General features: G+C 46.7%; 10 protein-coding genes and 1 pseudogene. All 11 read left to right on the top strand.

Going from position 1 to position 13,336, the window contains the following annotated elements:
* Positions 1 to 57 precede the first annotated feature (57 nt).
* Complete coding sequence (locus QFZ77_RS31770; RefSeq protein WP_307446080.1) at positions 58 to 1,872, top strand: glycoside hydrolase family 43 protein; 1,815 nt, start codon at positions 58 to 60, stop codon at positions 1,870 to 1,872.
* 110 nt (positions 1,873 to 1,982) lie between these two features.
* Complete coding sequence (locus QFZ77_RS31765; RefSeq protein WP_307446077.1) at positions 1,983 to 2,210, top strand: glycoside hydrolase family protein; 228 nt, start codon at positions 1,983 to 1,985, stop codon at positions 2,208 to 2,210.
* A gap of 115 nt (positions 2,211 to 2,325) precedes the next feature.
* Positions 2,326 to 2,988: an AraC family transcriptional regulator gene (locus QFZ77_RS31760; RefSeq protein WP_307446074.1), complete on the top strand. Its 663-nt coding sequence runs from the start codon at positions 2,326 to 2,328 to the stop codon at positions 2,986 to 2,988.
* 215 nt (positions 2,989 to 3,203) lie between these two features.
* Complete coding sequence (locus tag QFZ77_RS31755; RefSeq protein WP_307446072.1) at positions 3,204 to 4,127, top strand: ABC transporter permease subunit; 924 nt, start codon at positions 3,204 to 3,206, stop codon at positions 4,125 to 4,127.
* The gene (locus QFZ77_RS31750; protein WP_307446070.1) at positions 4,124 to 5,092 is read left to right on the top strand and encodes a carbohydrate ABC transporter permease; all 969 of its coding nucleotides are present in this window, start codon (positions 4,124 to 4,126) and stop codon (positions 5,090 to 5,092) included. The genes QFZ77_RS31755 and QFZ77_RS31750 overlap by 4 nt, the downstream gene beginning before the upstream one ends.
* Positions 5,093 to 5,135: 43 nt before the next feature.
* Complete coding sequence (locus QFZ77_RS31745) at positions 5,136 to 6,863, top strand: type 2 periplasmic-binding domain-containing protein (protein WP_307446068.1); 1,728 nt, start codon at positions 5,136 to 5,138, stop codon at positions 6,861 to 6,863.
* 233 nt (positions 6,864 to 7,096) lie between these two features.
* Positions 7,097 to 8,647, top strand: a complete 1,551-nt coding sequence (locus QFZ77_RS31740) for a carboxylesterase/lipase family protein (RefSeq protein ID WP_307446066.1) — start codon at positions 7,097 to 7,099, stop codon at positions 8,645 to 8,647.
* A 349-nt stretch (positions 8,648 to 8,996) separates the two neighbouring features.
* Entirely contained in the window at positions 8,997 to 9,785 is a 789-nt protein-coding gene (locus tag QFZ77_RS31735; RefSeq protein ID WP_307446064.1) for a helix-turn-helix transcriptional regulator, read from the top strand.
* Positions 9,786 to 9,826: 41 nt separating this feature from the next.
* The gene (locus tag QFZ77_RS31730) at positions 9,827 to 12,151 is read left to right on the top strand and encodes a glycoside hydrolase family 95 protein (RefSeq protein ID WP_307446062.1); all 2,325 of its coding nucleotides are present in this window, start codon (positions 9,827 to 9,829) and stop codon (positions 12,149 to 12,151) included.
* Positions 12,152 to 12,244: 93 nt separating this feature from the next.
* Positions 12,245 to 12,469, top strand: a complete 225-nt coding sequence (locus QFZ77_RS31725) for a hypothetical protein (protein WP_307446060.1) — start codon at positions 12,245 to 12,247, stop codon at positions 12,467 to 12,469.
* Positions 12,470 to 12,700: 231 nt separating this feature from the next.
* Positions 12,701 to 12,862, top strand: a pseudogene (locus tag QFZ77_RS31720) (MFS transporter); the annotation flags it as partial.
* Positions 12,863 to 13,336 lie beyond the last annotated feature (474 nt).

The following is a 13,336-nucleotide window of genomic DNA, read 5'->3' as shown; positions in this document are numbered from 1 at the left end:
GGCGGCGGAGAGGAAAATGGAACGAATCGAAAATTCCATAAAGGGGAGGACTTTATTTTGACAGTATATAACAGCAAATATTCAGGTTACCTTTTGGTACACTTTATCGGGGAGCAGCTTGAGGGTGAACAGGTCTATTTCTCTTATAGTGAGGATGGCTTGCATTGGAAAGACCTGAACGCGAGCTTACCGGTTCTACGTTCGGAACTAGGGGAAAAGGGCGTGAGGGATCCGTTTATCGTGCGCTCGCCTAAGGAGGACAAGTTTTATCTAATTGCCACGGATCTCCGCATTGCAAACGGAAAGGGCTGGGACACTGCGGTGAATGCCGGAAGCCGCGACATTATCGTATGGGAATCCGCCGATCTGGTGCACTGGTCTTCACCGTGGGCAGTCACGCTTGGCGTACCAGGTGCCGGCTGCGTCTGGGCGCCGGAGGCCATTTATGACGAAGCCGCGGACGAATTCCTCGTGTTCTGGGCCTCCGCGACGCAGGAGCCGCAGGAAATAGAGCGGAAACAAAAGATCTATAGCGCCCGTACCAGGGATTTCTGCAGCTTCACAGCGCCTGAAAAGTATATTGAACGGGATAACCACATCATTGATACCACGATCATTGCCCAAAATGGTACCTACTACCGTTATTCCAAGGATGAAACGACTAAGAATATCCGGGTCGAAAAAGGCACATCACTGGAAAAAGACTCCTTTACCAATCTGTCCGCTCCGGCTTTGGAGGAATTGTTAGGTGTGGAAGGCCCGCAAATTTTCAAGTTGAACGACCGCGAGGAGTGGTGCCTTATTGTGGATCGCTTTGCGGAAGGAAAGGGCTACCTCCCCTTGCTGACCTCCGACCTTGAAAGCGGAGAATTCCGGGTTCTGCCGGAAGGGTCGTTCGATTTGGGGAAAACTAAGAAACGCCATGGCGGAGTCCTCCCTATTACCGCTGATGAATGCAGCCGCCTTCTGGTGGCGTTTGGCGACGGCCATCAGGTGCTGCCCGGACAATTCGCTGACCCGGATCTTGTGAAGTTCGGCGACTGCTATTACCTTTATCCCACAACCGACGGCTTCACGGGCTGGTCGGGCACGCAATTTCATGCGTTTTCTTCGGCTGACATGCGGATTTGGAAAGACGAAGGCGTGATTTTGGATCTTGCGACGGAAGATGTACCCTGGGCTGTCGGCAGCGCATGGGCTCCGGCCATTGCCAGCAAAAATGATAAATATTACTATTATTTCTGCGGAAAAATGGAAAGCGGAGAGTGCGCCATAGGTGTTGCAGTTGCCGAGACTCCGGCAGGCCCATTTCGCGCGCAGCCGCAGCCGCTTATTACCATGGAACAGATGAAGCGTCTTGGTATCGCCATGGGCCAGACCATTGACCCATCCGTCTTTATTGAGGATGACGGTACGGCTTACATGCTGTTTGGAAATGCACACCCTGCAATCGTACAGTTCGGCGAAGATATGGTAAGCGTCATCGAGGATACGATGAAGAATCTTGTCGGACTGCACGACTTCCGGGAGGCGGTCACCGTTCTGAGGCGCGGCGGGCAGTATCACTTCACGTGGTCCTGCGATGACACCGGCAGCGAGGATTACCACGTGAACTATGGCACGGCGGAGCATCTTTACGGTCCAGTAACTTACCGCTACCCAGTACTTCTCAAAAACAAGGACAAGGACATGCTCGGCACCGCTCATCATTCGATTCTGCAGGAGCCCGGCACAGATAAGTATTTGATTGCTTATCACCGGTTCGTCACGCCACTGACAAGGTTTACACAAGGAAAAGGCTATCACCGCGAAGTTTGCATAGACCCCCTCAACTTTGGCGAAGACGGGTTGATGCAACAGGTGAAACTGTAGAGGATGCTATGTAGCCCCAACCCAAGTATTCAGGCGTAATAGGAAAGGTTCGCTTTCGTTCCGCTTCTCTCCTTTATCGGGAACGAGCTTCTCAATTAGGGGAGAGAGGCGTGCGCGATCCGTTCATGATCCGTTCGCCCCAAGGGGATAAATGGTACTTATTTATTGACGAGTATGGATTAAGAGGGTATATACCGCTGGAGACGACCGATCTAGATTCGGGCGAATGGACGATGCCTGCGGATTTCGCGCTGCCAACCAAGCCGAGGCATGGGGCCGTATTGCCGGTTACGCGCTCCGAATACGAGAGGCTGCATGCCAAATACAGTAGGGGTTGAAGCGCTTGCATTTGGAAAGCTTATCATCACTCAGACGTACTCCGAAATGTAAGCACTTACATGTGTGTTCTGAAAGTTGTTACAGGGGCTTAGAAAATCATCTGGGGGGAATCGTATGTACGCTTTTTGCAACAACCAACGTATTTATCATCCGTTCAGACTGTGCGCAATCGGTTTAAATAAGCAATTTGTTACAGATGGGTCGGCTGTACCGCAGTTCTATGAATTGATGATCGGAAGAGTCGGTAAAGCGGTTATCCGCATTCAAGACGAACAATCTTTTCAACTGCATCCGGATCAAGCCGTTATTGTCAAGCCAGGACATATGCTAGAGTTTCAAGCTTTAGATGAAGAATGGGATGCGGCGGTTCTCCGCTTCTATTGCAGCCACTCAGCTTTGAACCTATTCCAATTGCGTCATCACCAACCACTGGCTTTACGTTCCTCAAGACGAATCATGGAGCTCATTGAGCTGTTGTGGAGGGAGTGGGGAGAAGAAGAAACCGTCTATAGCAGCTCGGAAATCATTTTTTCGCTGCTTTTGGAGCTCAAAATGCAAAGCAATTCGCTTCAGTACCTGCAGCAATATTCAGTCAAGATGATGCAAAAGGTGCTCGACTATATTCATGAGAATTATGCGGCCAAATTAACGATTGACGAGATTTCTAAACGGTTCGGATACACGTCACAACATTTTAACCGAATATTCAAGAAAGAACTAGGATACACCGGATGCCATCATCGTGATTCACCGAGCAATATGAGAATAGATCAATAATCGATGAGAATAGGTCATTGTTTTGAAAAAAATGATATCTTATAATAGTTTTAATGAAACCGAATGAAAACGCTATCAACACAAGGGACGTCCTCAAATTCATCCATGACCTTTTGCGCTGGAGTAGAGTGAAACTGCCATTTCGGCACTTCATATTTTTTTGGGATATCGTTATTTGTCAATAAATACGTTGAATATAAAATAGGGGGCATGACATGGTACGAATAGAAAAATATAGCAAGAAAAGCATCTCAATAATGAAATTCCTCTTTATTATGCCTTTTATGGTTTTACTTGGTATCTTTGCATATTACCCGCTATATGGTTGGGTTTATGCATTCTTTGACTATACGCCGCCGATTCCGCTGTCCCAATCGCCGTTTGTTGGTCTGAAGTGGTTTCATACCTTGGTCGAAAACCAAGTAAAGATCGATCAAACGCTTCAAATACTCAAGAACACGTTTGGGATGAGTGGCTTGAATCTGCTATTTTCCTGGCTTCCAATGATTTTTGCCATATTCCTGACTGAGATCAAATCCGTACGTTTCCGGAGGTTTATACAGACGGTAACAACCTTGCCGAACTTCATCAGCTGGGTATTGGTCTATTCACTGGCATTTTCAATGTTCTCTAGTGAAGGTATAGTCAACGGCCTTTTGAAACAACTTGGATTTATCGATTCCCCGGTATTACTTCTTCAAAACTCCGACCATGTTTGGATTATGATGTGGATGTGGACGACTTGGAAAACATTGGGTTGGTCAGCCATATTGTATATAGCGGCGATTATGAGTATAGATGATTCTCTATATGAAGCGGCCTATGTAGACGGCGCGACAAGAATGCGGGTGATCTGGCATGTCGTATTGCCGAGTATGGTGCCGACCTATTTTGTTTTGTTGATGCTGCAAATTGCGAGTTTTCTGAATAATGGCTTGGAGCAATATTTCGTATTTCAAAATGCATTTAACAAGGATTCCATACAGGCTTTAGACTTATATGTTTACAACCTGGCAATGGGGGGCGGCAGCTATTCCGTGTCCGTCGCGATCAGTATGCTAAAGAGCTTGATTAGTGTTGTACTTCTCTTTTCTGTAAACGGACTATCAAAAAGACTAAGAGGAGAGAGTATTGTATGAGTGATACAGCAGTAGGTCTGGCGCCGAATGATAAAGTGCCTGGCAGCCATCTCACTAGAAAAATTAAAGTCCAGGTCAGCCCAACAGACAAAATGATGACTGTTTTAATATATTTCCTGTTTTCCCTGTATGCGCTTATTTGTGTATATCCATTTTACTCGATCATTATTAATACGATAAGTGCAAACGATATCAGTGCCAAAGGTGATGTTATCTTTTACCCGATGCAAATCCAATTCCATAACTACGTGGATGTGGTTAAAATACCGGGGTTGTGGGATGCAGCCGTTGTATCTGTAGGAAGGACCGTGATCGGAACCACTTTAACGGTAGGGGCTTCCGCCTTTTTGGGATTCATGTTTACCCAGGAGGATATGTGGAGGAGAAAATTTTGGTATCGCTATACGGTTTTAACCATGTTTTTTAATGCCGGGGTTATTCCGTGGTATTTGACAATGAGGTCTTTGCATCTGACAAACAATTTTTTGGCCTATATTCTGCCGACAATCGTAGCTCCGTTTTTCATCATTCTTGTAAAGACTTTCGTGGAATCAACGCCGAAGGAATTGCAACATGCGGCAAGTATCGACGGGGCCGGGACCATGACCCTTTTTTTCAAAATCATGTTGCCCATCTGTAAGCCCATATTGGCTACGGTTGCCATATTCGCGGCAGTGGATCAGTGGAATTCCTTCCAGGATACGTTGTTGTTGGTTACGGAGAGCAAACTATATAGCTTGCAGTTTATTCTATATAACTATATTAATCAGGCAAGTTCCATATCCAGCATGGTAAACCTGCAGAATGCCGGTTCGACAGCCATAACAAGTCTGGCAACAAAGCAAACCACTACTTCAATTCGAATGACGGTGACCATTATTGTTGTAGCGCCTATTTTGTTGGTTTATCCGATTTTCCAAAGATTTTTTGTAAAGGGGATTATGATCGGTGCAGTGAAGGGATAACTTACACCGTTATAATAAATTGAAAGAATATGGGGGGTTGAACATGAGTAAGCGGAGTAAAGCAGTGAAAAAATCGATGTTGATGTTGTTTGCTTGCCTCTTCATGGTTTCTGTAGCATTGACCGGCTGTGGAGGCGAATCTAACAATAAGGCTGCATCAACGGCACCAAGTAAGTCACCAGACTCCGGTACTGGAGCTATATCCAAGGCTAGTACAGCGATAGATCACAGTAAACCGCTGACCATTACCGTTTTTGACAATGCAGCAAATTATCAAGGCGAGCAGAAAGGGTGGTATGGAAAGCTTATTAAGGATAAGTTCAATATCACATTGAACATTCTTGCTCCGCAGGTTGCCGGCGATCAGCTATACAAGACAAGATCGGCAGCAGGAAATTTGGGCGATCTCCTGATCGTCAATAACAGTCAGTTAGAAGAATTAATTCCAGCCGGTCTGATTATGGATCTCACGGATAAGATCAAGAATACGCAGAACCTGTCCAAATATGTGGATAATCATTTCAAACCTTTCAATGCAGCATTTCAAAAAGTAAATCCGGATGGCAAGATTTATGCTTTGCCGACTTTTGAGGCAGATACTTCTCCAACGACATTCTCGGAACAAACCCCTTACTCAAGCCCAATAATGCCTTGGGATTATTTCAAGGGAGTTGGGGCTCCCAAGCTGAACAATTTGGATGATCTTTTAAATGTACTGAAGCAAATGCATGAGAAATATCCCAAGACTCCGGACGGTAAACCGATCGCTCCGATCACCTTGTGGAAGGATTGGGACAGCAGAGGCACTATGGAAAATGCACGCTGGTTAGGCAATTGGTACGGTTATGAGCAGCCAGAAGGAACCACCACCATCCAGTTGAATGCAAAAGGCGACATCGTTCCGCTCATCGATGACAACAGTATGTACAAGAAGATTCTGCAATTCTATTTTAAAGCAAATCAGATGGGTTTGGTTGACCCTGACTCACCAACCCAGGATTGGAACAAAGTTTCCGAAAAGCTGACCAACAAGCAGGTACTTCTCTTGTGGTATTCATGGGAAACAGGGTTCTACAATTCAATTGAAAGAGGTAAAAAAGGTGACGGGAATGTTGCTGTTCCGATCGCTGACACGCACATTATTCAGGCAAGCGATGCTTATTACGGCAATGGAAGAGTTTTTGCTATCGGTTCCAAAGCCAATGATCCCGATCGGATCATGGAATTCATGGATTGGACTACTTCTCCTGAAGGCCTGCGTTACTATGTGAATGGATTTGAAGGCTTCAACTACGAAAAGACGGCAGACGGCAAGTTTAAGCTGACCGAAGTGGGTCAAACCGCATTCCAGAAAAATACACCTGTTCCGGAAGAGTACGGAGGCGGCGGATACCAGGACGGACAAAGTAAGCTCAACACGATGATCATTAGCGATTTTGCCAAAGATCCAAAGACAGGGGAGTTCTATAACAGCAATTACTGGAGCCCAACAATTGAAGCGAACAAGACAGCGCTAACGACGGATTGGCAGAACACTTATAATGCAGAAAACGCAACAGATTACTACTTGAAACATAAGATGATCGATATCGTCCCCAATATCAATACAAGTTTAGGAAGCGATTCATCAGATATTAAAAATAAACGCAGCCAGATTTCTGACTATGTAAAGAACACATCTCTGGAAAATGGTATTCGCAAAGAATCAAGCAGAGTTCGACAAGCTTTGGGAAATGATGAAGAAAGATGTGATAGGCCTCGGCTGGAATGATGTAGTTGCTGTGGATACGGAAAAAGCGCAAAAGATTATTAAAATGCGTGCCGATGCATTAGCTAAAAAGTAAAAATAATAATTTTTTTATGAATGAGGGATATGTATGATCTTATATATCCCTCATTCATTTTCTGATTCTAGACAAATACACAGTCTGTCGATGATCTATTACAGACCCTTGTTGAACGCTTTCGTGGAACGAGTTTGCTTAATGAAAGGAGAAATCAAGCATGCTTAGAGTCGTAAACGTTGAAAACGGATTGGTACAAGGGTTGCCGGCAGCCGACCCCAGGATCACAAGTTTCAAAGGGATCCCGTTTGCCGCTCCGCCCGTAGGAGAGAACCGCTGGCGTGCTCCGCAGCCCGTCAAAGACTGGGAGGGCGTGCTCAACGCGTACGAATTCGCGCCTGTCTCGATGCAGGCCAGACAAGAAATCGACGACAACAATATTTATACCCGGGAATGGGCCGTGGAACCGGACATCGCCATGGACGAGGACTGCCTCTACCTTAACGTGTGGACCCCGGCTAACCGTGCCGATGAAAAGCTGCCGGTGTACGTATGGTATTTCGGAGGAGGCCTGCAGGTCGGTCATACGGCCGAGATGGAGTTTGACGGGGAACGCATCGCCCGAAGAGGCATCGTCGTGGTTACGATCAACTATCGTCTGAACGTGTTCGGATTTCTATGCCACCCTGAAATCACGGCGGAATCGCCGGAAACTCCCGCGAACTTCGGCCACCTCGACCAACAAGCTGCTACAAGATGGGTCAAACGCAATATCGCTGCTTTCGGCGGCGATCCGGAGAACATCACCATCGGCGGACAATCTGCCGGCGGCGGAAGCGTCATGAGCCAGCTTACTTCACCGCAGAACAACGGCCTCTTTCAGAGAGCGATCGTGCAGAGCGGGGTATTCACGGAGCTCTACCCAGGAGTCCGCACGCCCAGGTTTCTGCGCGATATCACGGAAGCCGAACAGGAAGGCGTTCAATTCTTCGAATTTCTCGGCATTTCCTCGCTTGCGGAAGCCCGGAAGCTGGATGCGGTTTCTCTCCGAGACAAGATGCTGAAGTACAAGGCGTTCTGGGGCACCGTCGTCGACAATAAGTTCAGTGTTGGCGGCGCGTTCGAATTGTTCCTTCAAAACAAGCGCTTGCAGGTACCGGTGATGTTCGGCCATACGTCATCCGAGTTTTTCAGTGCTCCGGAGGCCGATTCGCTGGACGAAATCAAGAACTTGGCCGTCAACTTATTCGGCGACGATGCTAATGAATTTCTTGAGGTTTGCGGATTTCCGTCAGGCAACTTCGATGAGGTCTTGAAAAAAGCTTCGGTAAGTGGCATCGAATACGCGATACGGATTGCCGGACAGGCCAATGCGGATACCGGCGCCAATCTCCCGCTTTACTATTACAATTTCGATGCAGGAATCCCGGGTTGGGATAACCCTGGAACGTTCCACTCGGTGGATCTCTGGTTCTTCTTCGAGACCCTCGCCAAATGCTGGAGGCCGTTCGTCGGCAAACATTACGATCTTGCCCGCCAAATGTGCAATTACTGGGCGAACTTCATTCGTTGTGGAGATCCGAACGGCAAAGATTCTACGGGAGAGGACTTGCCACGGTGGGAGCCTTATACGCCAAAGGCACCGTACGGCATGCGATTCGTGGATCAAGCCGAGTTTTCCAGGGAACAACCCAGCGATATGATGCAGCTTCTCGTGAGACAATATTTCAAGAGAAAATCCGTTGAATTCGTATACGGTAGGATAGATTGACTAGGGGAGGAAGTTCCATGAAACTGGAATTCGGCAGCTATATCCTGATCTCCAAAGAGGGTGACATTGAGGTTCAAAAAAACGGCAAACTTCTCATTTCAATAAGCGGTCGATGTTCGTGAAGGTAAAGACCGCCTTTGGCGTTAACGAGGTTTACGACCAAGCTTACGAGACGACCTTGGTTTTCAACCAAGGTCTCTTTAACGATTGCGGAATCGGATGACGTTTCATTACTATCACTGCTTTGGACGCTCACGATGATGGTGTTGCTTCGTTGACTGTTTTCAAACAGTCATATATGCTAATAAAAATAATTGATGTATTGTCATTTTTTTGATACTGGAGGATCATGATGACCAACATTTTCTATGTTGAATATGATGCCGCGCACGCAAGCAATTTTGTGTTCGATATCCCTGAGGGCCATAACTGTTGGCTGCTTGTCGTGACCCATACACCTGCCCTGTTCTGGGTCAATGAAGAATTGAAGGAGTACCCAGCACACAGTGGAGTTTTATACCATCCCCATCAAAAAATTTATTACCGGGCCTGCGCGGAACAATATAAGAACGACTGGATTCGTTTCGAATCCAACGAATCGTATGTTACGGAAACATCGCTTCCATTCGGAGTGCCATTTTCATTGAATGACCCTGAATACTGCCACAAAATATTCCAACTTCTCGTCAGCGAACACTCTTTTCAAAAAGATTATAAAGAATCATCCATTGACTGCTTACTGAGAACCCTGTTTAACAAGCTGCTGGAATCTTACTTTCAAGAAGTAATTACGCCCAAATACTACAACTTGTTATCGCTTCGGACCGCCATTTACAGTAATCCTAGCCAGGACTGGGCGGTTCCTAGAATGGCCGACTCTATCCGCATCAGTCCTGGGTATTTGCAGACAATTTACAAGAAGACTTTCGGGATTTCTTGTATGGATGACGTGATTACAAGCCGCATCCGCCAAGCCAAGGAATATTTGTTGCACGGCTCTCTATCCATCGCGGAGGTCGCTTTACGCTGCGGGTATAACAATGTGGAGCACTTCTGCCGTCAATTCAAGCAGATTACGGGCTTTACACCAAGAAAGTTTCACAAGCAGATGGAAGGCGCGTCTGTTGAGAGGCGCTGATTAAAAATAGAATACGATTGTAAAGTGAAGGGGCAATCATCATGAGTGAAGCACGTTTAGAGTACAAAGAAAGACTATTTTTTCGCTCCCCAGCCAAGCATTGGGACGAAGCATTTCCGATTGGCAACGGAAGGCTGGGAGCTATGATTTTCGGAGGGCCATGCTCCGAACGATTGCAGCTTAATGAAGATTCCTTATGGTATGGAGGGCCAAGGGATCGGCATAACCCGGATGCTTTGGCACATCTTCCGGAAATTCGCCACCTCATTTTTGAGGGGAAGCTCAAAGAAGCCGAGTCCCTCGCTTCGCTTGCCTTAACTGCGATCCCTGAAACCCAGCGTCATTATGTGCCGCTCGGCGATCTGTTTCTTCATTTCCAAACATTAGACGATAACCAAGTCATCAATTATGAACGGGAGCTCGATTTATCAGAAGCAGTGGTCAGTATTTCCTTTAAGGCGGGTAAGGTTCATTATCGTCGCAAGATCTTTGCGAGCTATCCGGACGGCGCGATTGTGATTCGATTGACGGCTGATACGCCGGGCCAAATTTCCTTTACGGCAAGGATGGGAAGGGAAAGGTTCCGATACGTAGACCATATCCGCACAGAAGAAGGTAATTCGATCATAATGAGCGGCAATAGTGGCGGAGGTGTTAACTATTGCGGTGTGTTGATGTGCAAACCAGAGGGAGGCCAAATGCGTACGATTGGGGAGCACTTGGTCGTGACCAATGCCGATGCCGTCACATTGGTCATTTCCGCCGCCACGGATTTTCGAGAGTCCGATCCTGAATCCGCATCGTTTGCAAATGCCAAGCGTGCTGCTTCACGGACGTATATCGACTTATTAACAGCCCACATTGAAGATTATTGTAAACTGTTTCAGCGGACGTCGTTAAGGCTTGATGCTGCATTCAAAGCTGTGGAACAAGACACCTCGAAACGATTGGAACGGATGAAAGCTGGAGCTGAAGACCCCGAACTTCTAGCTTTATATTTTCAGTATGGCCGTTATCTGCTTATTGCTTCAAGCAGACCAGGATCTTTACCTGCGAATTTGCAAGGGATTTGGAATAAGGATATGTTACCGGCCTGGGACAGCAAATTTACCATTAACATTAATGCGCAAATGAACTATTGGCCGGCTGAGATCTGCAATTTATCCGAATGCCATGAGCCTCTCTTTGAATTGATCGAACGGATGATTCCAAACGGTCGCCGAACCGCTCAAGTCATGTATGGTTGCGGTGGCAGTGCTGCCCATCATAATACTGATATTTGGGCGGATACCGCACCGCAGGATCTTTATCTACCCTCGACATATTGGCCCCTAGGTCTTGCATGGTTATGTCTGCATCTTTGGGAACATTATCAATTCGAGCGGAATGAGGCATTTCTGAAACGTGCTTACCCGATGATGAAAGAAGCGGCTGCTTTTCTTGTTGGTTATATGGTCGAACTTCCTAGTGGAGTGCTTGTCACTTGCCCCTCTGTCTCACCTGAAAACACATATAGATTGCCGAATGGGGAAACGGGCGTGCTTTGCTATGGGCCATCCATGGATAGCCAGATTGCTCGCGAATTGTTTCTCGCATGTCTAGCGGCAGGTGAACAGTTAGAGACGGATATGGACTTCTTGACAACGCTTAAACTTACAATGGATAAGCTGCCACAGCCCCAGATTGGGCGTCATGGACAAATACAGGAGTGGATTGAAGATTATGAGGAAGTGGAGCCAGGACATCGTCATATCTCACACTTGTTCGCTTTACACCCGGGAACACAGATCACTCCAGAGAAGACACCAAGCCTAAGTGCTGCTGCTCGCCGGACACTTGAGAGACGACTTGCAAACGGAGGCGGACATACAGGCTGGAGTCGCGCCTGGATTGTGAATTTTTGGGCTCGGCTGGGAGATGCGGAAGAAGCATACGAAAATGTAACTGCCCTTTTGAAGCACTCCACATTGCCCAACCTTCTCGATAACCATCCGCCGTTTCAGATAGACGGCAATTTTGGCGGGACTGCGGGTATCGCGGAAATGCTGCTGCAAAGCCATGCTGACGCCATTCATTTGTTACCAGCTCTCCCTAATGCATGGTCCAATGGTGAAGTAACGGGGCTTCGCGCCCGCGGTGCGGTAACGGTAGATATGGCATGGAAGGACGGTCAATTACAGCATGCTGATCTGAAGCCAGATTATAAAGGGGTGTATCGTATTCGTTGCAATCTGCCCATCCAATTATGGATTGAAGGGGAGATTTATGAGCCAACGCAACTCGACGCATCAACCTATTCGTTTGAGGCGGAGGCAGGGACTGCGGTTCATGTACTTGCTAAGGCAGAATCCAAGCCCGCGAATTGAGGTTTCGTTATTATCGTTCAACCAATACTACGCTCAATACGTTGGAATTCGAGGAAAACGGGATTCTCCGCTGTACGAAGGTAAATCCGGTGAATGAGTTTGGAGGGATCGCTGATTCCCTCTGCAGCTTATATAAGATTACAGGCGATACGAGCATACTCGAACTGGCCAAACTTTTCGACAGAGATTTATTTTAATAATCCTCTGGCGGTGGGGAAGGATGTGCTTGACAATCTGCACGGCAACACGCATCTTCCCCTTGTGATTGGGATTGAAACCCGAATGGGGAAAAAAGAAGTTGAAGGCAGTTCAAAGTAGAACAGAAGAGGGATGGGTGTGAGGGTGGAAAGGCGCTTTGCGGTGGACCGCCTTTGAAGTCGTGTTTATACCGCATAATAAATTCAAAGAACACGACTTCAACAGCGGTTGGAACCCCACATCCATCTCTCCCCATGCACAAAAGTATGGGTTTTCACGCAAAAGGACCGTCAGGATGCCCTGACGGTTTTTTTTCTTAATATATCAGAAAGTATAAAATCAGGGTTGTCGATGATGAACTTGCGCGTCTTGAAGTACCCTATGTTTATCGTGGGGCTGCTTCTTGTGCTTTCGTGTATGATGATCATCTTATCAAGTATGATTATTTTGCCGATGTATCTGCAGAACGGTTTGAAACTATCCGCGTTCGCTACTGGGCTCATGCTGCTGCCATGCGTATTTGATCAGCTCTCCGGTGCCGAGTGAACCGGTCGAGATGGCTAAAGCCATGATGTTCGGTTCCCAGAACGTGTTCGTGTTCGCATTGTATAAAACATTTGTGACGAGGAATAATACCCTCGCTTCAATTTTTTCTGTAAAAGCATCATAATAATTGCGAAATGTCCTTCCCAAACTCCAGCAGGGTATTAGGGGTGATCTCCATAAGTTGCTTCTTGCATTCGCACTCTCTGGATTTTGTAAATATTATGCCCAATCAAACAAACGAACTTGCCAAAACGTGACATTTCAATCTCGTTAAGTTTATAGTATTATAAATAAATTCGAGAGCTCTCTCAGAGCGTACCGGAGGAAACGATGTTGTTAGGTTTAATTGTTGAATGTTAACAAACCGTGACATCGTTCCATACTTGTTGTTCTACCGTTAATCTGTCAATAATCCGATCACTTTAGTTATTACCTATTACG

Source organism: Paenibacillus sp. V4I3, assembly GCF_030817215.1.
In the GTDB taxonomy this organism is placed as follows: domain Bacteria; phylum Bacillota; class Bacilli; order Paenibacillales; family NBRC-103111; genus Paenibacillus_E.
The sequence above is the reverse complement of the archived record's forward strand: the minus strand, read 5'-3'. Positions and strand labels throughout refer to the sequence as shown.

Bases quoted from the DNA above. Each gene is read 5' to 3' on its own strand.
- QFZ77_RS31760 (WP_307446074.1), top strand. From the start codon at position 2,326: ATGTACGCTTTTTGCAACAACCAACGTATTTATCATCCGTTCAGACTG.
- QFZ77_RS31755 (WP_307446072.1), top strand. From the start codon at position 3,204: ATGGTACGAATAGAAAAATATAGCAAGAAAAGCATCTCAATAATGAAA.
- QFZ77_RS31750 (WP_307446070.1), top strand. From the start codon at position 4,124: ATGAGTGATACAGCAGTAGGTCTGGCGCCGAATGATAAAGTGCCTGGC.
- QFZ77_RS31745 (WP_307446068.1), top strand. From the start codon at position 5,136: ATGAGTAAGCGGAGTAAAGCAGTGAAAAAATCGATGTTGATGTTGTTT.
- QFZ77_RS31740 (WP_307446066.1), top strand. From the start codon at position 7,097: ATGCTTAGAGTCGTAAACGTTGAAAACGGATTGGTACAAGGGTTGCCG.
- QFZ77_RS31735 (WP_307446064.1), top strand. From the start codon at position 8,997: ATGATGACCAACATTTTCTATGTTGAATATGATGCCGCGCACGCAAGC.
- QFZ77_RS31730 (WP_307446062.1), top strand. From the start codon at position 9,827: ATGAGTGAAGCACGTTTAGAGTACAAAGAAAGACTATTTTTTCGCTCC.
- QFZ77_RS31725 (WP_307446060.1), top strand. From the start codon at position 12,245: ATGAGTTTGGAGGGATCGCTGATTCCCTCTGCAGCTTATATAAGATTA.